Source organism: Streptomyces sp. NPDC093065 (assembly GCF_044754585.1).
Lineage (GTDB): Bacteria > Actinomycetota > Actinomycetes > Streptomycetales > Streptomycetaceae > Streptomyces.
In genome coordinates this window covers 67,081-87,235 of the sequence record NZ_JBIVPJ010000007.1, presented here as the reverse complement: position 1 = coordinate 87,235, position 20,155 = coordinate 67,081, and the positions used below count along the sequence as shown (strand labels likewise).

General features: G+C 74.3%; 18 protein-coding genes. 7 read left to right on the top strand and 11 right to left on the bottom strand.

Going from position 1 to position 20,155, the window contains the following annotated elements; genetic code table 11:
- Positions 1-5 precede the first annotated feature (5 nt).
- Together ACIQFU_RS14645 and ACIQFU_RS14640 are read right to left on the bottom strand one after the other, a co-directional pair.
- The gene (locus ACIQFU_RS14645; RefSeq protein WP_402551534.1) at positions 6-968 is read right to left on the bottom strand and encodes a bifunctional lysylphosphatidylglycerol flippase/synthetase MprF; all 963 of its coding nucleotides are present in this window, start codon (positions 966-968) and stop codon (positions 6-8) included.
- The gene (locus ACIQFU_RS14640) at positions 952-1,476 is read right to left on the bottom strand and encodes a hypothetical protein (RefSeq protein ID WP_402551533.1); all 525 of its coding nucleotides are present in this window, start codon (positions 1,474-1,476) and stop codon (positions 952-954) included. Before ACIQFU_RS14640 ends, ACIQFU_RS14645 begins: the two co-directional genes overlap by 17 nt.
- A gap of 149 nt (positions 1,477-1,625) precedes the next feature.
- Between ACIQFU_RS14640 and ACIQFU_RS14635 the strand changes: the two genes are divergently transcribed.
- The 3 genes from ACIQFU_RS14635 to ACIQFU_RS14625 all read left to right on the top strand — a co-directional run bounded on the left by ACIQFU_RS14635 (position 1,626) and on the right by ACIQFU_RS14625 (position 6,286).
- Entirely contained in the window at positions 1,626-3,044 is a 1,419-nt protein-coding gene (locus tag ACIQFU_RS14635; RefSeq protein ID WP_402551531.1) for a PLP-dependent aminotransferase family protein, read from the top strand.
- Between the two features lie 160 nt (positions 3,045-3,204).
- A complete protein-coding gene (locus ACIQFU_RS14630) occupies positions 3,205-4,791 on the top strand; it encodes an alkaline phosphatase D family protein (RefSeq protein WP_402551529.1) in 1,587 nt (528 codons plus the stop codon).
- 181 nt (positions 4,792-4,972) lie between these two features.
- Positions 4,973-6,286 carry a GNAT family N-acetyltransferase gene (locus ACIQFU_RS14625; protein WP_402551527.1) on the top strand — a complete coding sequence of 438 codons (1,314 nt, stop codon included), beginning with the start codon at positions 4,973-4,975 and terminating at the stop codon, positions 6,284-6,286.
- An 87-nt stretch (positions 6,287-6,373) separates the two neighbouring features.
- On the opposite strand, the gene ACIQFU_RS14620 is transcribed toward ACIQFU_RS14625, so the two are convergent.
- Positions 6,374-7,597, bottom strand: coding sequence for a trans-sulfuration enzyme family protein (locus ACIQFU_RS14620; RefSeq protein ID WP_402551526.1), 1,224 nt, complete (start codon positions 7,595-7,597; stop codon positions 6,374-6,376).
- Between the two features lie 59 nt (positions 7,598-7,656).
- Between ACIQFU_RS14620 and ACIQFU_RS14615 the strand changes: the two genes are divergently transcribed.
- Together ACIQFU_RS14615 and ACIQFU_RS14610 are read left to right on the top strand one after the other, a co-directional pair.
- Entirely contained in the window at positions 7,657-8,172 is a 516-nt protein-coding gene (locus ACIQFU_RS14615; RefSeq protein ID WP_402551524.1) for an Lrp/AsnC family transcriptional regulator, read from the top strand.
- Between the two features lie 78 nt (positions 8,173-8,250).
- A complete protein-coding gene (locus ACIQFU_RS14610; RefSeq protein WP_402551522.1) occupies positions 8,251-9,939 on the top strand; it encodes a DUF885 domain-containing protein in 1,689 nt (562 codons plus the stop codon).
- A 19-nt stretch (positions 9,940-9,958) separates the two neighbouring features.
- Here ACIQFU_RS14610 and ACIQFU_RS14605 read toward each other — a convergent pair whose 3' ends face one another.
- From ACIQFU_RS14605 to ACIQFU_RS14595, 3 genes are read right to left on the bottom strand one after another with little or no spacing between them, the layout of a single operon-like run.
- Entirely contained in the window at positions 9,959-10,804 is an 846-nt protein-coding gene (locus ACIQFU_RS14605; protein ID WP_402551521.1) for an SDR family oxidoreductase, read from the bottom strand.
- 55 nt (positions 10,805-10,859) lie between these two features.
- Positions 10,860-11,378: an immunity 21 family protein gene (locus ACIQFU_RS14600; protein WP_402551519.1), complete on the bottom strand. Its 519-nt coding sequence runs from the start codon at positions 11,376-11,378 to the stop codon at positions 10,860-10,862.
- A 21-nt stretch (positions 11,379-11,399) separates the two neighbouring features.
- Positions 11,400-11,891 carry a rhodanese-like domain-containing protein gene (locus tag ACIQFU_RS14595; RefSeq protein WP_402551517.1) on the bottom strand — a complete coding sequence of 164 codons (492 nt, stop codon included), beginning with the start codon at positions 11,889-11,891 and terminating at the stop codon, positions 11,400-11,402.
- Between the two features lie 133 nt (positions 11,892-12,024).
- Between ACIQFU_RS14595 and ACIQFU_RS14590 the strand changes: the two genes are divergently transcribed.
- Entirely contained in the window at positions 12,025-12,471 is a 447-nt protein-coding gene (locus ACIQFU_RS14590; RefSeq protein WP_402551515.1) for an Lrp/AsnC family transcriptional regulator, read from the top strand.
- 29 nt (positions 12,472-12,500) lie between these two features.
- Here ACIQFU_RS14590 and ACIQFU_RS14585 read toward each other — a convergent pair whose 3' ends face one another.
- The 4 genes from ACIQFU_RS14585 to ACIQFU_RS14570 form a co-directional block, all read right to left on the bottom strand.
- Entirely contained in the window at positions 12,501-15,500 is a 3,000-nt protein-coding gene (locus tag ACIQFU_RS14585) for an AAA family ATPase (protein WP_402551513.1), read from the bottom strand.
- Positions 15,497-16,660 carry an exonuclease SbcCD subunit D gene (locus ACIQFU_RS14580; protein ID WP_402551512.1) on the bottom strand — a complete coding sequence of 388 codons (1,164 nt, stop codon included), beginning with the start codon at positions 16,658-16,660 and terminating at the stop codon, positions 15,497-15,499. Before ACIQFU_RS14580 ends, ACIQFU_RS14585 begins: the two co-directional genes overlap by 4 nt.
- Before the next feature lie 136 nt (positions 16,661-16,796).
- Positions 16,797-17,423 (bottom strand): YigZ family protein, encoded by a 627-nt coding sequence (locus tag ACIQFU_RS14575; RefSeq protein WP_402551510.1) that lies wholly within the window; start codon positions 17,421-17,423, stop codon positions 16,797-16,799.
- 68 nt (positions 17,424-17,491) lie between these two features.
- Positions 17,492-18,205, bottom strand: a complete 714-nt coding sequence (locus ACIQFU_RS14570; RefSeq protein WP_402551508.1) for a hypothetical protein — start codon at positions 18,203-18,205, stop codon at positions 17,492-17,494.
- A 151-nt stretch (positions 18,206-18,356) separates the two neighbouring features.
- On the opposite strand from ACIQFU_RS14570, the gene ACIQFU_RS14565 reads away from it, so the two are divergent.
- Positions 18,357-18,764, top strand: coding sequence for a CoA-binding protein (locus tag ACIQFU_RS14565; RefSeq protein ID WP_402551507.1), 408 nt, complete (start codon positions 18,357-18,359; stop codon positions 18,762-18,764).
- Positions 18,765-18,791: 27 nt separating this feature from the next.
- Here the strand turns inward: ACIQFU_RS14565 and ACIQFU_RS14560 are convergent, their stop codons facing one another.
- Positions 18,792-20,027 carry a VWA-like domain-containing protein gene (locus ACIQFU_RS14560; protein WP_402551920.1) on the bottom strand — a complete coding sequence of 412 codons (1,236 nt, stop codon included), beginning with the start codon at positions 20,025-20,027 and terminating at the stop codon, positions 18,792-18,794.
- Positions 20,028-20,155 lie beyond the last annotated feature (128 nt).

Sequence of the window (20,155 nt, the reverse complement as noted above, 5' to 3'; positions counted from 1 at the left end):
TGTTCTCACACGGCGTTGGTGGCGCGCAGCAGCTGCCAGACGGCGCCGGGGCGTGGTCTGCCGCGGAAGGCGATGTACTCGGGAAGCACCGCGTGCGGGGCCCACTTCTGCTTGTACTCGAGCTGGGACGCCGCGGGGTAGACCGCGTCGCCGTGCTCGGCCAGCAGCCGGGCGAAGCGCGTGAACAGGCGGCTGGCGCCCGGTAGTTCGTGACTCGGGTCCAGTCCGGTGAACGGGGTGAACCCGAAGTGCAGCCAGCCGGCTCCGTCGGCGGTCAGCCGTTCCATGACGGTGGCGTTGAGCGCCTCCATCACGCCTGGCGGGGCGTCGGGACGGCGGCGACTGAGGTCGTGCAGCATGCCGGGGCGGCTGCCGTAGACCGGCGAGTAGTTGACGTAGCCGACCGCCTCGCCGTCGATCCGGCCGACGAACAGGCGCCGGTGCCGCTGCAGGCTGCCGGTCCGCTGGCCGACCAGGAACCGCAGCTCCTTGACGTGCCGCCCCTTGTCCCGCAGCCAGCGCCGGTCGAGCCGGTCGAGCTCGGCGCAGTCGTCGCCGTCCCGCACTTCGGTGATCTCCAGGCCGGCCCGCCGGGCGCGCGAGATCTTGTTCCGCAGGCGCACGAACCGGGAGCCGCGCAGCGTGAAGCGGCTCAGGTCCACGGCGTACGAGGCGCCGATCTGGTTGACCGTGAACCCGCGCGCCGCGTACAGGTCGGCGTCCGCCCGTTGCAGCTGTACCGCGACCAGGCGGCGCCCGGTGCGGGCGGCGAAGGCTTCCAGCAGGCGCGCGCGGTGCTCGGGGGCCGTGAAGGGGCCGCCGAATTGCAGGACGTAGCGGCCGGAGGTGCGGTAGGCGCACGCGCCGTCGAACCGGTCGTCCCGGAAGTAGGAGTTCCCGCTGTTGAGGGCGAGGAAGGAACTGGGGTTGTCGCTGTGCGCGGCGAGCGTGTCAAGTACGGACGGCATCGGTGTCCTCCACGGAATCCGGCGCCGCACCGCTCGCACCGAGTGTGCGAGGGCCTCGGGAATCGCTTTCCGGCCGGTACTTCTGCTCGAAATACCGGAACGCCGGGCTGGTTTCCGGTTCGAAGGCGACTCCGAAGGGTTTCAGGGAGTTCCCGAAGAGCGCCCGGTCGCCCATGAGGTGGATCGGGAGGGCCAGCAGTGCCCATTCCGGCCGGACGAACAGGGCCCAGGTCCCGGCCAGGACACCCGCGGTGACCAGGCTGTGCATCGTGTTGTAGGCCACGTAGTAGCCACGCGGAACCGGTCGGTCCGGGCGACGCCGGAAGGCGATCGCGCCGGGAATGTATCCGATGGCGTCGATCACGGTGAACAGCAGCACGAAAACGCCCCAGCGGATTTCCGTACGGTGCTGGACCGCAAGCACGAGCGATACGGCGAGAAAGCCCAGCCATTCGAGTCGGGAGAGAGCGAAGGTGACCTTCGTCTCGAAACGGTTCTTGGCGTCCACGGGCGCTCCTGAATTGCGCGTACGATTCCGGGGCCCGGCGGCGGCCTGCCCCCTCGCTGTGGTCTGTCACTCGGGTTTACGCACGGACGGCTCCAACCCCTCGTAAAGTGGGGGCGTTTGGGACGTGTGATCCTCGGGGGGCCGTTTTCATGACGTCGGCGTGGGAGTTGCTGCTGCCCGCGGCATCGGCACCGGCACGCGCCCGTGGCCGCGCACTGCGGGAGGCACTGCGGGACGCGGTCCGCTCGGGCCGGCTCGCGGCGGGCACCCGTCTGCCGTCGAGCCGGGACCTCGCGGCCGATCTCCGCGTGTCGCGGGGGCTGGTCACGGAGGCGTACGAGCAGCTGACGGCCGAGGGCTATCTGCGCAGCGGGCGGGGGGCGGGTACCTGGGTGGGTGACGCCGTACGGGCCGCCCGGCCCCGCGCGCGGGATCTGGCCCCGCGCTCCCGGGGCGACCTGGCGGACTTCGTGCCGGGTACACCTGACCTGTCGCTCTTCCCCCGTTCGGCGTGGGCCGCGGCGCAGCGGGGCGTGCTGGCGGACCTGCCGCACGAGAGCCTCGGCTATCCCGACCCGCGGGGGCTGCCCCGGCTGCGGACCGCCCTGGCCGAGCTGCTCGCGCGCCGCCGGGGCGTGGTGGCGGACCCCGAGCGGATCGTGGTGGTCTCGGGGGTGGCACAGGCGACCGCGCTGCTGGCGGGCGTGCTCCACGCGCGCGGCACGCGCACCGCCGGTGTCGAGGATCCCGGCAGCCCTCAGCACAGCGCCCTGTACGCCTCGGCGGGTGTCGGCACGGTCCCGCTGCCCCTGGACGACGAGGGACTCGCCCTGGGCCCGCTGCACGCCTCGGGTGTACGCGCCGTGGTGACGACACCGGCCCACCAGTTCCCCACCGGGATCGCCTACTCGGCGCGGCGCCGTGCCGAACTGCTCGCCTGGGCGCGGTCCGTGGACGGCCTCGTCCTGGAGGACGACTACGACGGCGACTTCCGGTACGACCGTGCTCCCGTGGGCGCGCTCCAGGGGCTCGATCCGGAACGCGTCGCCTATACGGGCTCGGTCAGCAAGTCCCTCGCCCCGGGGCTGCGGCTGGGCTGGCTGCTGGTGCCGGACTGGCTGGCGGACGACGTCGTCGAGCGCAAGCGCACCACCGACCTCGGTCACCCCACCCTCGACCAGGCCCTCTTCGCCCGCTTCGTCGAGCGCGGAGACTACGACCGCCAGCTCCGTGTCTGCCAGCGCGCCTACCGGGAGCGCCGCGACGCCCTGGTCGCGGCGCTGGCCGAGCACTTCCCCGGCGCACGGGTCACCGGCATCGCCGCCGGTCTGCACGCCATCGCCACGCTGCCCCAGCACCACGGGCCCGAGGAGCGCTTCCTGGCGCGCGTGACGGAGGCGGGCGTCGTGGTGCGCCCACTGACGGCGTACGGGCACGGCGGGGCGGCGGGTGATCAGGCGGCAGGTGCGGCGCGGGCTCCGGAGGGGGTCCGGCTGGTGCTGGGGTACGCGCATCTGACGCCGGGACGGATCCGGGCCGGGGTGGCGAGGATGGCAGAGGCCGTGTGAAGCCGGCGGCCCGGCTCGCGCGGACGGCGGACCGCTCGCCCGTCCCGGTTGTTCACCCGCCATTTCCGTGGGCGCCGCGCCGTGCCAGTAGGTCTGGCTGCGCACAGTGGCCCGAACACCACCCGAGAGCGGGCCGGATCCCGTCCCTGGAGGCACGTCCATGTCACCACGTCCGTTACCCGGCCGCCGCAGCGTGCTGCGCGGTTCGCTCGCCGCGTCGGCGGCCCTGTCCCTGCCCACCGCGCTCGGAGCGGCGCCGGCGTTCGCCCGGTCCGGGCGGCCGGGGGCGGGCTGGGGCGTGCAGACGGGAGACGTGACCTCCCACTCCGGCCTGGTGTGGGTGCGGTCCGACCGGCCGGCCCGGATGGTCGTCGAGACGTCCGCGACCGAGTCGTTCCGCCGCCCGCACCGCTGGCACGGTCCGCTGCTCGGACGCGACACCGACTTCACCGGCACCACACGGCTGCACGGCCTGCCGCCGGGCGAGCAGATCCACTACCGCGTGCTCCTCGCCGACCCGGACGACCCGCGGCGCACCGGTGAGCCGGTCACCGGCACCTTCCGTACCGTGCCGGTCCGCCGGCGCGACGGCGTGCGCTTCGTGTGGTCCGGCGACCTCGCGGGGCAGGGCTGGGGCATCAACCCCGACCTCGGCGGCTACCGCATCTACGACGCCATGGGTGCCCTGGATCCGGACTTCTTCCTGTGCAGCGGCGACAGCATCTACGCCGACGGCCCCATCACCGAGACCGCCGCCCTGCCCGACGGCGGCACCTGGCGGAACATCACGACCGAGGAGAAGTCCAAGGTCGCCGAGACCCTCGCCGAGTTCCGCGGCAACTTCCGCTACAACCTGCTCGACGAGAACCTGCGGCGCTTCAACGCCCAGGTTCCGTCGATCGTCCAGTGGGACGACCACGAGGTGCGCAACAACTGGTACCCGGGTCAGGTGATCGCGGACACGGACGACCGGTACACCGAGAAGAGCGTCGACGTACTGGCCGCCCGCGCCCGGCGCGCGTTCGGCGAGTACTTCCCGGTCTCCACCCTGCGCCCCGGCGCGCGCGAGGGGCGTGTGCACCGGGTGCTGCGCCAGGGACCGCTGCTCGACGTCTTCCTGCTGGACATGCGGACGTACCGCAACGCCAACTCCCCCGGCGGCCAGGGCGTGGACCCGCAGGGCATCCTGGGCCGCGAGCAGTTGGAGTGGCTGAAGCGGGAGCTGGCGCGGTCGCGTGCGGTGTGGAAGGTGATCGCGGCGGACATGCCCATCGGGCTGGTCGTGCCGGACGCCACCGAGGGCGCACCCAACATCGAGGCGATCGCGCAGGGCGACCCCGGCGCACCCCTGGGGCGCGAGCTGCAGATCGCGGAGCTGCTGCGCTTCGTCAAGCACCGGCGGATCACGGGCACGGTGTGGCTGACGGCCGACGTGCACCACACCTCGGCCCAGCACTACCAGCCGTCGCGGGCCGCGTTCGGTGACTTCGAACCGTTCTGGGAGTTCGTTTCGGGGCCGCTCAACGCGGGCGCGTTCCCGGCCGGCGAGCTGGACGGCACCTTCGGTCCCGAACGGGTCTTCGTGAAGGCGCCGACCGCCTCGAACGTCTCGCCCGCGGGCGGCTACCAGTTCTTCGGGGAGGTCGACATCGACGGCGACAGCGCCGAGATGACGGTGCGGCTGCGCGAGCGGGACGGCACGGTGCTGTTCACCAAGGTGCTGCGGCCGGGCCGGGTCGGCCAGTAGTCCCGTAGCCTGTCGGATGTGCCGCGCACCGGCGTCATCCCCCGGTGCGCGGTCCGGTTGGTGCGGCCCCGGCGCGCGCCGGCTCCGCCCGAATCTCCCGGAATCCCTCTTTACCCACCGGTCACAGAGCGTTCGCGATCACGCAACACCGTTCCTTCACAGTGGATGCATGAATCGAGACATGTCTGATGTGACGGACGCCGTGGCACGTCTCGCCGGCCACGGCACCGCGGTGCCCGCCATGGTGCTGGCCTCGGTGGCGGTACTGATCGCCACGGCGGGGTTCCACACCCGGCGGTCACGACGCCACGGTCACGCGCCGCCCGCGGACGATACCGGCGCCCGGCCGCCGACCGGGGAGCGGCCGGCCGGGCCGGGGCCGGCCGAACACGAAGCCGGTACCGACGCGTTGTGGCGGATGCGGACGACGGTGCGGGACGCGCCGGGATCACTGGCCGTGCTGTGCGCGGCCCTCGCCGACCGGCGGATCGACATCCTGAGCCTGCAGACGCATCCGCTCGCCGAGGGCACGATGGACGAGTTCCTGCTCCGTGTCCCGGGCGAACTGAGCGGGACCGAACTGGCCGAGGCGGTGACGTCGGCGGGCGGTACCCGGACCTGGACCGAGCGGGCGGACGCCCACGACCTGGTGGACGCGCCGACCCGGATACTGGGCCTGGCCGCCCGGACGGCTCTGGACGCGTCCGAACTCCCACTGGCCCTCAGGCAGTTGCTGGGCAGGTGCACCATCCGGTCCCTGCCCGCCGGCACAGGGGTGAAAGGCGCCGAGACCGTACCGCCGGAGGGTGCCCTCGAAGACACCGTGCTGCGGCTGCGCGCTCCGGAGGGCGGGGTGGTCAGCGTGGAGCGCCCCCATCTCCCCTTCACCCCCGCGGAGTTCGCACGGGCGCGCGCCCTGGTCGAGCTGGACGCCCTGCTCGGTCCGCGGATCCCGCGCGGCCGGGACGTGCTGACGCTTCCCGAGGGCAGCGACATCACCGTCCGCCGGGCCGACACGCGTGACCTCCCCGCCGCAAAGGCGATGCACGAGCGCTGCTCGGCGCGGACCCTCGGGATGCGGTACCACGGCCCGGTCGGGGACGCCGACCGGTATCTCGGCCACCTGCTCAGTCCGCGCTTCGGCCGCACCCTCGCCGTGCAGACCGCCTCGGGGCGGATCGTCGGGCTCGGGCATCTGCTGTGGGACGGGGAGGAGACGGAGGTCGCGCTGCTCGTCGAGGACGCGTGGCAGCGTCGCGGCATCGGCGGCGAACTCCTCGGCCGGCTCGTCGCGATGGCCGCGGAGACGGACTGCGAGAGCGTGTACGCGGTCACGCAGGCGTCCAACACCGGCATGGTCGCCGCGATGCGCGGCCTGGGCCTCCCCCTCGACTACCAGATCGAGGAGGGGACCCTGGTCGTCACGGCCCGCCTGGATCCGTCCGCCCGCTCCGCGGCACACCTGCCGCACGGGGAGCGGATCGGCCAGGACTGACCGGCAGGACCGGCAGGACCGGCAGGACCGGCAGGACCGGCAGGCAAGCGTGTGGGGTGGAACGGGTGCGACGGGCGTGACGGGCGGTCACTCGGCCGGCGACAGGGCCTCCCGCAGCGGCACCGCCCCGGCCGCCCGCTCCCCGAGCGCCCGGTCCAGGTCGGCCCACAGGTCGTCGACGTCCTCGAGACCGACCGACAGCCGCAGCAGCCGGTCGCCGACCCCGGCGCCCCGCCGGTCGTCCGCGTCCACGATGCGGTGGCTGATCGACGCCGGGTGCTGGATGAGCGTGTCGACGCTGCCGAGGCTCACCGCCGGGGTGATCAGGCGGACGCCGCCGATGACCTCGTGCGGATCGCCGTGGACCTCGAAGGAGACCATGGCTCCGCCGATGCGCGGGTAGTGGACGCGGGCCACCCGCGGGTCGGCGGCCAGCCGTCCGGCCAGCTCGGCGGCGTTGGCGGAGGCGGCGCGTACTCGGACGGGCAGGGTGGACAGTCCCCGCAGCAGCAGGTAGCCGGCCAGCGGGTGCAGCACCCCGCCCGTGGCGAAGCGGACCTGCCGCAGCCGTCCCGCGAGCTCCTCGTCGCAGGCGACCACGCCGGCCAGCACGTCGCCGTGCCCGCCGAGGTACTTGGTCGCGCTGTGCAGCACCAGCCGGGCACCGTGTTCGGCGGGACGCTGGAGCACGGGCGTGGCGAAGGTGTTGTCCACGAGCAGCGGCACCGATCCGCAGGCGTGGGCGACGGCGCGCAGGTCGACCTCGGCCAGCGTCGGGTTGGCCGGCGACTCCACGAGCACCAGGCCGGTGTCCGGGCGCAGCGCGTCCGCGACGCCCGCCGGGTCGGTCCAGGTGACCTCGGACCCGAGCAGCCCGGCGGTCAGCAGGTGGTCGCTGCACCCGTACAGGGGCCGTACGGCGACCACGTGCCGCAGCCCCGTCGAACCGCGGACCAGCAGGACCGCGCTCAGCGCCGCCATGCCGCTGGCGAAGGCGACGGCGGCCTCGGTCCCCTCCAGCCGGGCCAGCGCCGTCTCGAAGCGGGCGACGGTCGGGTTGCCGAGGCGGCCGTAGACCGGCGGCCCGTCCGGCTCGGCGCCGTTGGCGGCGAACGCGTCGATGCGGGCGGCCTCGCCGCGGCTGTCGTACGACGGGTAGGTCGTGGACAGGTCGATGGGCGGGGCGTGCAGTCCCCGGCCGGCGAGGTCGTCGCGGCCGGCGTGCACGGCTTCGGTGGCCAGTGCCCTGCCCGAGGGTGCGGTGGTGCGTACGTCGTCGAAGGGTGACGTGTGCGTGCGCGCTGAGTCCATGCCCGAAGAGTGAACACCGACCGGGCCGACGGGACTGTTCTCCGTGCTACGTTCGGTTCATGCCCGATTCTGTCGCCCTGGATCCGGTGGACCTTCATCTGCTGCGGTTGCTGCAGAACGACGCCCGGACCACCTACCGCGATCTCGCCGCCCAGGTCGGAGTCGCCCCGTCGACCTGTCTGGACCGGGTGGCCCGGCTGCGGCGGGCCGGGGTGATCCTCGGTCATCGGCTCGAACTGGACCCGGCGAAGATGGGGCGCGGTCTGCAGGCCCTGCTGCTGGTGCAGGTGCGCCCGCACCGGCGGGAGCTGGTCGGCCCGTTCGTGGACCGGATCCGGGCGCTGCCGGAGTCGCGCACCGTCTTCCACCTCACCGGCCCGGACGACTACCTCGTGCATGTGGCGGTCGCGGACATGACGGACCTGCAGCGGCTGGTCCTGGACGAGTTCACGTCGCAGCGGGAGGTGGCCCGGGTCGAGACCCGGCTGATCTTCCAGCAGTGGGAGTGCGGCCCCCTGCTGCCTCCGGCCGCGCCGGCACCCTCCCCGGCGGCGGCCCGCGCGGCCACGCCCTGAGCGAAATCCGGCCGCCCGTGCCCTCGGGGCGGGCCCGACGGGCTGACGCGACACCGGTATCCGTATGAGGATGTCCGCATGTCAGAGACCAACAGCCCGCTGCCCCGCGAGGTCGCCGACGCCTACGTCGACGAGCTCATCGCCCTCGACCCGGTCACCGGTACGTACCTCGGTGTCGCGGAGAGTTCCAGCCGTCTGCCCGACTTCTCCCCCGCCGGGCAGGAGGCCCTCGCGGAACTGGCCCGCAGCACCCTTGCCCGGCTGGACGAGGCCGAGCGCAGGCCGGGCGGCGACAGCGACGTGGAGCGGCGCTGCGCGCGGCTGCTGCGCGAGCGCCTCACGGCCGAACTCGCGGTGCACGAGGCCGACGAGGGCCTGCGCTCGGTCGGCAACATGGGCACCGCCGCCCATTCGGTGCGCGAGGTGTTCACCCTCACCCCGACCGAGACCGACGAGGACTGGGCCCGGATCACCGAGCGCCTGCGCGCGGTGCCGGCGGCGTTCGCGGGGTACCGCGAGTCCCTGTCGCTGGGCCTGGAGCGGAAGCTGTACGCGGCGCCGCGTCCGACCGCCACCTTCGTCGGGCAGCTCGGCGAGTGGGCGGACACGGGCGAGGGGCGCGGCTGGTTCGAGGACTTCGCGGCGGACGGCCCCGAGGCGCTGCGCGCCGAGCTGGACGAGGCCGCGCGGGGTGCGACCGCCGCCGTGGCGGAGCTGCGGGACTGGATGCGCGACGTGTACGCCCCGGCGATCGAGGGCGCCCCGAACACGGTCGGCCGCGAGCGCTACGCCCGCTGGTCGCGCTACTACAACGGCACGGACCTGGACCTGGACGAGGCGTACGCGTACGGCTGGGCCGAGTACCACCGCTTGCTGGCCGAGATGAAGGCGGAGGCGGAGAAGATCCTGCCGGGCGCCGAGACGCCGTGGGTGGCCCTCGCGCACCTGGACGAGCACGGCAAGCACATCGAGGGCGTCGACGAGGTCCGCGACTGGCTGCAGGGCCTGATGGACCAGGCGATCGAGCAGCTGGACGGCACCCACTTCGAACTCGCCGAGCGGGTACGGAGGGTGGAGTCGCGCATCGCCCCGCCCGGCAGCGCGGCCGCGCCCTACTACACCTCCCCGTCGGAGGACTTCTCCCGCCCCGGCCGCACCTGGCTGCCGACGATGGGCCAGACCCGCTTCCCCGTGTACGACCTGGTGTCGACCTGGTACCACGAGGGCGTCCCGGGCCACCACCTCCAGCTCGCCCAGTGGACGCACGTAGCGGAGGACCTCTCCCGTTACCAGGCCTCCGTGGGCATGGTCAGCGCCAACGCCGAGGGCTGGGCGCTGTACGCAGAGCGGCTGATGGACGAGCTGGGCTACCTCACCGACGCGGAGCAGCGCCTCGGCTACCTGGACGCGCAGATGATGCGGGCCGCCCGGGTCATCGTGGACATCGGCATGCACCTGGAGCTGGAGATCCCGGCGGACTCGCCCTTCCACCCGGGTGAGCGCTGGACGCCGAAGCTGGCGCAGGAGTTCTTCGGGGCGCACAGCAGCCGGCCGGCGGACTTCGTGGAGAGCGAGCTGACCCGGTACCTGACGATCCCGGGCCAGGCGATCGGCTACAAGCTCGGCGAGCGGGCGTGGCTCCTCGGCCGGGAGAAGGCCCGCGAGCGGCACGGCGACACCTTCGACCCGAAGGCCTGGCACATGGCGGCCCTCTCCCAGGGTTCGCTGGGCCTGGACGACCTGGTGGACGAACTGTCGCGCCTGTGACGCCCCTTCACACCGACGCTCAGCGCCGGAAGCCGCCCTCGGAGTCGATCACCTGACCAGTGATCCAGTCTGCCTCGTCCGTGGCCAGCCACGCGACGAGGCGGGCCGGGTCGTCGGGCATGCCCCACCGCCCGGCGGGGAAGAGCGCGGCGACGGCTTCGTAGTCCTCGCCGGTCAGGTAGTCGGTGTCCACGGGACCGGGGTTGACCGCGTTCACGGTGACGGCGTACTCGGCGAGGGTCGTCGACAGGGAGCGCGTGACGGAGGCGAGTGCGCCCTTCTGCAGCGCGTAGGCGATCTCGCCGGGCATGCCGCCCGCGATGTCCTGACCGGAGGTCATCATCACGACCCGTCCGCCGGGCGTGCGGGGCGGCAGCGCGGCACGGCGACGGGCGTAGGCCTGGATCAGCAGCAGCACGGAACGGGTGTCGACCTGCCAGTGCGCGTCGAGCATGGCGGCGTCGACGGTGTCGAGGGTGCCGTCGGACCCGCTGAGGGCGTGGTTGGCGACGAGGACGTCCAGTCGCCCGCCGAGCGCCTCGGCGGCGGTGGCGACGAGTGCGCCGGGCGCGTCGGGTCGGGTGAGGTCGCCGGGGCCCGCGTGCACGGCGGCCTCCGGGTCGCCGAGCGCGGCGCGTACGGAGTCGGCCACGTCCTCGGGACGGTCGGCGCCCCAGGGCATGGCGGCGTCGTGCGGCACGTGGTGGTGCAGGTACACGCTCGCGCCGTACGCGGCGAGCCGCCGCGCCACGGCGTGGCCGATGCCGCCGCGCCGGCTGGCCCCGGTGACGAGGGCCGTCCGGCCGCGCAGGGGCAGCGGGTCGCGGCGCAGGTCTTCGGGTGCGGGGTGGGGAAGTCGTGGCATGGGCACCCATGATGGGTGGGACACGGGCCGCCCCGCACGTCAAAATCGTCCCCGGCTACCGGTCGGCGAGCCGCCGCAGGTGTACGAGGCTCAGCCAGGTCTCCGGCCCGGGGCGCACCTCCGCCGCGCGCACCGCGTACCGGCCCGACTCCAGCACGACCCGCGCCCGGCCGGCGCGGTCCGACGCGCTGCCCGGCCAGGCGGCGTCGAACAGGAGCACGGGGCCGGACACGTTCCAGGACACCTCGGGCTCCCACTCGGCCGTGTCGAGCGCGGCGGGGACACCGGCCAGCACCTCCTCCTCGGAGTCCGCGGCGCACCAGCGGACGAAGGTGCCGTGGTCGGGGAGGTAGGCGGTGGCGGCGGGTTCGTCGCCGAGCACCAGGGCGGTGGAGTCGCCGACGGGAAGGAGTCCGACGTAGCCGTCGACCTCGCAGGCCCGGTCGTAGTCGGAGTCCGTCTCCTCGCCGTCGGCTCCGGTCCAGAACGGCAGGACCGTCTCCGGGACCGCGATGAGCGGCCCTCCGCCCGACTCGACCCACTCCACCCGGCCCGGCTCCGCGTATCGCACCATGCGGCAGAACCTACACGCCGCTCAGCAGCCGCAGTCGTCCGCGTCCACCGGAACGGTAAGGGGGTCGGCGGCGGGCCGCTCGGTGCCCTGCCGCGTCTCGAACTCCAAGCCCTCGCGCACCCAGTACTCGAAGCCGCCGAGCATCTCCTTGACCCGGTAACCGAGTTCGGCGAGGGCGAGGGCGGCGCGTGCCGCGCCGTTGCAGGCGGGGCCCCAGCAGTACGTGACGACCGGCACCGCCGGATCGAGGAGTTGAGCGGCCCGCTCGGCGACGAGCGCGGTGGGCAGGTGGACGGCGCCGGGGGCGTGGCCCTGGTCCCAGGACTCGGTGGACCGGCAGTCGACGAGCACGAACCCCGGCTCGCGGCCGGCCGCCAGCGCGGCGGCGACGTCGGAGACGTCGGTGTGGAAGGCGAGGCTCGCCCGGAAGTACCCGGCGGCCTCGGCGGGCGGTGCGGGGGCGACGCGCAGGACGGGGTTGTCGTGCGAAACGGCGTGGGTGGCGGCGCTCATGGTCCGGCCTCTCCTCGGTGCGGTCCCGGTGGGGATTCCGGTCAGGAATCTACGGTTCGCACCACCCCGCCATGAAGGGGGATTCCCCGGCCCCTGCCTTGCCTCACCGGGGATTCCCTGTTATCCATCCCGGATGACCGAGTATTCCCCGGACACCACCGACTGGCTCATCCTCGACGCCCTCCAGCGGAACGGCCGGGCCGGCTTCGCCGAGCTGGCCCGTGCCGTGTCGATGTCCGCGAGTGCGGTGACGGAGCGCGTGCGGCGGCTGGAGGAGGCCGGGATCATCCAGGGGTACGCGGCGGTCGTCGACCCGGAGCGGCTGGGGCTGCCGATCCTGGCGTTCGTGCGGCTGCGCTACCCGGTCGCCAACTACAAGCCGTTCCACGACCTGGTCGCGGTCACGCCGGAAATCCTGGAGGCGCACCACGTCACGGGCGACGACTGCTTCGTCATCAAGGTCGCGGCCCGTTCGATGCGGCATCTGGAAGAGGTGTCCGGCCGGATCAGCGCCCTGGGTTCGGTCACCACGAGCGTCGTCTACTCCTCACCGCTCCCCCGCCGCCCCCTGGGCCGCTGAGACACGCGTGCCGACGGGGACGGGGGCGCTCAGTCGGCGCCGCGCTGCCGCAGCACCGACCCCGAACGCCCCTTCACGACCTCGAGCTGTGCGTGGATGCGGCGCCTCAGGTCGGCGACGTGGCTGACGATGCCGACGCTGCGGTCCCGCTCGCGCAGCGCGTCGAGGACGTCGAGGACCTCGTCGAGGGTCTGGTCGTCGAGGCTGCCGAAACCCTCGTCGATGAAGAGGGTGTCCAGGCGGACACCGCCCGCCTCGTCGGTGACGACGTCGGCGAGGCCGAGCGCGAGGGCGAGCGAGGCGAAGAAAGTCTCGCCGCCGGACAGCGTGGCGGCGTCGCGCTCGCGGCCGGTCCAGGCGTCGACGACGTGCAGCCCCAGGCCGCTGCGTCCGCGGCCGGCGCGGTCGTCGGAGTGGACGAGGGTGTAGCGGCCGGAGGACATGCGCAGCAGCCGGGCGGTGGCGGCGGCGGCGACCTGCTCGAGCCGGGCGGCCAGGACGTACGCCTCCAGGCGCATCCGGCGTTCGTTGTCCGCGGAGGTGCCCGCGGCGAGGGAGGCGAGCCGGGCGACCCGGGTGTGCTCCTCGCGCAGCGGGGCGAGCCGGCGCACGGAGGTGGTGGCCTGCGCGGACAGCCGGTCCAGCTCTGCGCAGCACCGGGCGGCGGCGTCGCGGGCCGAGGACGCCTCGCGCAGCCACCGGCCCGTCTCGGCGGCCGCCCGTTCCGCCTCGGCGAGGCCGGCGGGCGGTCGCCGGGCGGCGTCGGCGGTGTCGGCCTCGGCGAGGACCGAGCGGACGGCGGTGTCCTCCGACTGCCAGGCGTCGAGCCGTCGTTGCAGCTCACGGTGGGCGGTGTCGTCGAGCAGGGCGGCGGCCGCGTCCCCGGGGGTGTCGAAGCCGGCCCGGAAGGCGGCGTCGGCGAGCCGGGCGTCGGCGTCCTTGAGCCGCTGGGCGGCGTCCGCGGCGACGCGGGCGGCGTCCGCGGCCTCCGTGAGCCGCGCGGCCTGTCGCTCCAGCTGCGCCGCCCGCTCCGCCACGCTCGCGGCGGCGCCGCAAGCCCGCGTCAACTCCTCCTCCAGCGCGATCTGTTCGCGCTCCAGCCGCTCGCGTCCCGCGACCCGAGAGGCGGACCGGACGGCGGCCTGCTGCTGGGCGGCGACGCGCTCCTCGCGTTCGTGCTCCGCCCGCCGCAGCTCCTCCTGCGCGGCGTGCAGCCCGGAGGCCACCGCCCGCGCCCGTGTGAACTCCCCCTCGATCTCCCCGGCCTCCTCGGCCAGCCGGGCCGTGGACGCGTCGCCGGCTTCCGCCGCCGCGGCGGCCAGTGCCTCCCGTAGGGTGCCCAGGTGCCGTTCGGCGTCCGCGCGCCGCTCGTCGGCGGCCTGGTAGGCGGCGAGGGCGCGCTCCTCCGCCTCGCGGTCGACATGGCCGGCGCTCTTGCGCGCCGGGGCGGGGTGCTCGGTGGCGCCGCACACCGCGCAGGGTGCGCCGTCGGTGAGGCTCGCGGCGAGTTCGGCGGCGATGCCGTGCAGGCGCTGTTCCTTGAGGTCCAGCCAGTGGGCGCGGGCCTCGACGGCCTGTTCGGCCGAGGCGAGCGCCTGCCGCCGCGCCGCTCCCGTGTCGTCGGTGAGCCGGTCACGCTGCCGGGCGGCGTCGAGCCGCCGCCGTGCCGGGTCGCGTTGTACGGCGAGCTGTTCGGCGCGGGTCGCGGCCTCCTGCGCGGAGTCGACGCGGCCCTGGAGTGCGGCGCGGGTGGTCTCCCAGTCGGCGAGCCAGGTCTCCGCCTCCTGCCGGACGTCGTCGTCGGCGCGTTCCTGGCGGTCGAGGCCGGCCCGCTCCTCGACCAGTTCGGTGAGGCGTCGTTCGGCGCGGCGGGCCGACTCGAGGCCGCCCAGTTCCTCCGTGGCCCGGCGTGCGGCGGCGGCGAGCCCGGCCGCACCCGCGCCGGCGAGCGCCTGCGGCAGCTGGCCACGGGCGCGTGCTTCCGCGGCGGCCGCCCTCCGGTGTTCCGTGTCGGCGGCCTCCCGCAGTTCCAGCGCGGGTGCCACCGCCTCGGCCTTGCGGCCTCGCTCCATGCGCTCCTTCGCGGCGCGGTGGGCGTCGGCCCGCTCCGCCAGCCGGGCGGCACGCTCCCGTGCCTCGGCGAACCGGCGTTGCAGCCGGTCGAGTTCGCGGGTGTCGGCCAGGTGGCGTTCGGCGGCGGCCTGGGCGGACTCGGTGGCCGCGAGCCGGCAGTCGGCGACCGCGAGCAGCTCGCGTGCGGTGCCGCGGGCGACGGCTGCGGCACGCAGGACCGCGTCGGCCAGGCCCGGCTCGCCCGGCGCCAGCTCGGGCAGTTCCATGGCGCTGCCCGCGGCCTGCTGCATCCGGTGCGCGTCGGCCAGCAGCGCGGCGTCCCCTTCGCGTACCCGGGCCTCCGTCGTCCGGCGCCGTTCGGCGAGGTGCTTCTCGACCTCGGCGAACCGCCGGGTGTCGAAGAGCCGCCCGAGCAGCTTGCCGCGTGCCTCCGCGTCGGCACGCAGAAAGCGCGCGAAGTCGCCCTGGGGCAGCAGCACGACCTGGCAGAACTGCTCGCGGCTCATGCCGAGCAGCTGCGTGACCTCCTCGCCGATCTCCTGGTGGGACCGGCTGAGGTCCTTCCAGACCCGGGTCTTCGCGTCGTACTCGCGCAGCCAGGTCTGCGCCTTGTCGACGGTCGTGCCCTTGCCGCGGAGCTTGGGGCGTTCCCAGGGCGGTTGCCGGGTGATCTCCAGCCGGCGTCCCGCGACGGTCAGTTCGAGGCACACCTCGGTGCGGGTGCCGACGGCCGCGTGATCGCTGCGCAGCGTCATGCCCTGACCGCTGCCGCTCTGCCGGGCGCCCGGCACCGAGCCGTACAGGGCGTAGCAGACGGCGTCGAGTACGGAGGTCTTGCCCGCGCCGGTGGGGCCGTGCAGCAGGAACAGCCCGGCGGCGGAGAGCTCGTCGAAGTCCACGCTCTGGGAGGCGCCGAAGGGGCCGAAGGCGGTGATGTCCAGCCGGTGCAGCCTCACCGGGCCACCTCCCGCACGGTGTCGTCCGCGCGCACCGCGTCGAAGGCGTCCCGCAGCACGCCCTGTTCGTGGTCGTCGGGCCCGGCGCCGCGCACGTGGGCCACGAAGTCCTCCGCGATCTGCTCGTCGCTGCGGTCCGCGAGCCGCCGGGCGTAGGACACGCCCGGCTCGTCGGGTGCCCGCTCGGGGTCGAAGACGAGGCTGAGCGTGTGCGGGAACCGCTCCGTGAGCCGGGCCATGGGCTCGTCGGGGCGGACCGGGTCGGTGAGGGTCGCCTCGACCCACGCGTCCTCGTGCTCGGTCAGCTCCGGGTCGGCGAGCAGGTCCGCCAGCGTCCCGCGCAGCCGGGCCAGCGAGCGCGGCACCGGGCAGTCGAGGCGCTCGGCGGTGACCGACCCGCCGGCGTCGAGATCGACGAGCCACATGCTCTTGCGGTGCCGGTGCTCGGAGAAGGAGTACGGCAGCGGGGAGCCGGAGTAGCGGACTCGCTCGGTGAGGGTCTGGCAGCCGTGCAGGTGCCCCAGTGCGACGTAGTCCACGCCGTCGAAGACACCGCAGGGCACGGCGGCGACTCCGCCGACGGTGATGTCCCGCTCACTGTCGCTCTGCTCGCCGCCGGTGACGAAGGCGTGTGCGAGCACGACGGAACGGGTGCCCCGCGCGCGTGCGGCGAGGTCGGCGCGCACCCGGTCCATGGCGGCGGCGAGCACGGCCTCGTGGCCCGCCTTGTCGACACCGAACTCGGTCTTCACGAGAGCCGGTTCGAGATACGGCAGCCCGTAGAAGGCCACGTCCCCGTGGGCGTCGGCCAGCACGACGGGGGTGCCGCAGCCCGCCGGGTCGGTGCGCAGGTGGATGCCGGCCCGGTCGATGAGCCCGGCACCGACCCCGAGACGGCGGGCCGAGTCGTGGTTGCCGGAGATCATCACCGTCGGCACGCCGAGGTCGGCGAGGCGGTGCAGGGCTTCGTCGAACAGCTCGACGGCGGCGAGCGGCGCCACCGCCCGGTCGTACACGTCTCCCGACACGACCACGGCGTCGACGGCGTGCTCGCGCACGGTCTCGACGAGGTGACCGATGAACCCGGCCTGGGCGCCGAGCATGTTCACCCGGTGGAACGCCCGGCCGAGGTGCCAGTCGGAAGTGTGCAGCAGTCGCATGGTCCCCGAGACTAACGGGAGGGTCCGACAGTCCTGGCGGTAACTCCCGTTTCGCCCTGGACCGCGGCGCCGTCAAGGGTAGTTACGCCCCTTTTGCCCGCTTTGTCTGCCATTGTCCGCCTTGTCTGCGCCTTGCCTATGCGTCCCCGTACGCCTCTCCGCCCAGTTCGAGGCCGGCCGATCCCGCGGTGGCGTCCGCGAGCCAGGAGCGGAAGGTGTCCACGTCGGCCTCCGGCAGGCCGACCTCGATGGTGACGGCCTCGCCGTACCGCACGTCGCGTACCGCGCGGCCCGCGGTACGCAGGTCGTTCTGGAGCCTGCCGGCCCGCTGGTGGTCGACGGTCACCGTGGCCAGGCGGAACCGTCGGCGAGTGAGGGTGCCGAGGTCGTCCAGGGCTTCGCCGACCGCGCCGCCGTAGGCGCGGATGAGTCCGCCCGCGCCGAGCTTGACGCCGCCGTAGTAGCGGGTGACGACGGCGACGACGTACCGCATGTCGCGGCGCAGCAGCATCTGGAGCATCGGGACGCCGGCGGTGCCGCCCGGTTCGCCGTCGTCGCTCGCCTTCTGGACGGCGGCGTCCGCGCCGATGACGTACGCCCAGCAGTTGTGGCTGGCGTCCGCGTGCTCCTTGCGCACGCCGGCGACGAACGCCTGGGCGTCCTGTTCGGTGGCGGCCGGGGCGAGGGCGCACAGGAAGCGCGAGCGGTTGATCTCGGTTTCGTGCACACCCGCGCGGGCGACCGTGCGGTACTCGTCCTGCATCAGGCCAGCCTATGCGCTCGGCGTGCCGCGTCCTTCGGGCCGGTCGTCCCGGCCGGGCGGAGCCGCGGTCAGTACGCGGTGCCGACGTCCCGGGTGAGCTGGAGGCCGAGGAACCGGTCGGCGTACGCGCAGATCTCGAACCGGGCTCCGTCAGCGAGGTCCGGGGCGGTCTCCACCTGGCGCAGGACGCCCAGTACCGCAGGGGCGTCCAGGTCGTCCTCCCACGCGGCCCGCAGCCGGTCCCTCACCTCGCCCGGGACCGGACGCGAGGGGTGCCGGGCCCAGTCGGCGACCGACCGGCGCCACCGGGCGAGGGTGCCCCGGGCCTCGTCCAGCGCTGCGGCGTCGAGCCCCACGCGCGCGTGGTGGTGCCGTTCCAGCAGGGCGAGGCGTACGGCGTCGGGGTCGGTGAGGTCGGAGACGGCCGGGCGCACGGGGGCGACGGAGACGATCGCCGCGTCCGGGGCTGCTTCCCCGCTCCCGCCCTCGCCCACGACGCGGACGCTCTGCCCGGTGCCCGCTCCGTGGGCGTCGCCGTCCTCGAAGGGCCGGATGCCGAGGGCGGCGGCGTCCTTCCGCAGCCGTCCCCCCTTCTCCGCCCCCGTGAGCACGCCCCACGCCGGGGTGCCGTCGAGTTCCAGGACGCGCACCAGGAGGTCCGCGACGAGCACGACCCGCAGGGCGGTGGCGTCGCACCCCGGCGCGTGCGCCTCGACCCGCGTCGGGGCCCGTCGGGCGGCGGGGGCGGGTTCTCCGGTCCGGGCGTCGATGATGCGCAGCACGAGGCGAGCGTAGGCGGCGTGGCTCGACGACGCACAGGGGCGCGCTCGGGGCATCGCTCCCGGCGCACCGGGAATCCCGGCGCGCCGCCGTCCGTTGTCCCGACCGGGCGGCGCGACCCGCGGGCCGCCCGGGAGCACGAGGAGGCCGCCGGTGTACGGCGACGAGGCAACCGTCCGCAAGATCCTCACCGAGCTGGGCGACACCTGGGCCGTGGTGGGTCTGTCGTCCAACCGGCAGCGCGCGGCGTACGGCGTCGCCGAGGTGCTGCGGCGCTTCGGCAAGCGCGTCGTGCCCGTACATCCGAAGGCGGAGACGGTGCACGGCGAGCAGGGGTACGCCTCGCTGGCGGACATCCCGTTCGACGTGGACGTCGTCGACGTCTTCGTCAACAGCGACCTGGCCGGCCCGGTCGCCGACGAGGCGGTCGCCAAGGGTGCCGGTGCGGTCTGGTTCCAGCTCGGCGTGGTCGACGAGGCGGCGTACGAGCGGACCCGGGCCGCGGGCCTGGAGATGGTGATGGACCGCTGCCCGGCGATCGAGATTCCGCGGCTCGGCTGACCGTGCCGGTACCGGCCGCGCCCCGGCTCAACCGCCCGGTCCGGACTCGATGAGCACCACGCGGGCCCAGTCGGGCGGTGCGTCGGGAACGTAGTCGGGGTCGTCCTCGTCGTAGGCACCGCTCCGTTCCCGGGGGAACAGGCCCACCACCGTCCGGCACGCGGGCCGCGTGTCCGGCCAGGGTGTCTGGCCGTCGGTCAGCACCACGACGGCGTCCGGCGCGGGCCGTGAGCGGAGTGCCTTCGCGAAGCCGGTACGCAGGTCCGTACCGCCGCCGCCCACCAGCGCAATGCCCTCGGCCCGGCACAGGGAGTGTGTGACCCGGGCCGCCGCGTCGCACGGCACCACGGTGACCAGGTCGCGTCGGCCGCCGACGGCGCGGGCGATCGCGGCGACCTCCAGGAGCGCGCTGCCCAGTTCGGCGTCGCTGACCGATCCCGAGGTGTCGATGACCACGGCGACCCGGGGCGGTCTGCGCCGCAGGCTGGGCAGCACCACGCCGGGTGTTCCGGCCGAGCGGCGCGACGGCCTGCCGTACGTGTAGTCCTCGCCCGCGCCGCCCGACGAGGTGGCCGAGCGGACCGCCGCACCCAGCAACTCGCGCCAGGGCTGCGGTGGATGGAACACCTGCTCGGCCCACCGGCGCCAGCCCTCGGGGGCCTTTCCCGGGCGGGCGCTGATGCCCCGTGCCACCCGGAAGCGCACGGCGTCGCGTTCCTGCTCGCTGAGTCCGTCCGCGCCGTCGGGCCCCAGGTCCCACTCCCGGTCGAGTCCGTCGGCGCCGCTGCCGCAGTCCAGCCAGGCCAGGCTCTCGGTGAGCCGCCCCAGCCGGAACTGGCGCAGGTAGTCCTCCATGAGCTGCCCTTCGGGCAGTTGCAGGAATCTCGGATCGACCGCGCCCTCGGGGCGGACCAGCCCGTCGCCGAACACGTCGTCGTTGATCTCGCAGTCCGCGGCGATGTTCATCCGCAGCCGTTCCGCCGGGCCGGTCAGCCCGCGCTCGCGCGCCACCCGGTCACTGCGCCCGTGGTGGTCGCGCAGCAGGTGCGAGACCTCGTGCACCCAGACGCCGGCCAGCTCCTCCACGGGCGTACGGTCCACGAAAACGGGCGAGACGTAGCACCGCCAGTGCCGGTCGACGGCCATCGTCGGCACCCTGCGCGACGGGACGACGTGCAGGGCGAACAGCGCCGTCGCCAGGTAGGGCCGGGCCCGGGCGGCCTGCAACCGGGCGGCGAAGAGCTTGTCGAGGTCCGCCTTCACCCGGCCCGGCCCGGCCGTCTCCGTGCCGGACGCCGAAACCCCCGAGGCGGTCCCGCTCGGCGCCGGCGGGCCCGGCTCGGCCGCGCCGGATCCGGCCGTCGCCGGCCGAACCGCGCTCGACCCGCCGC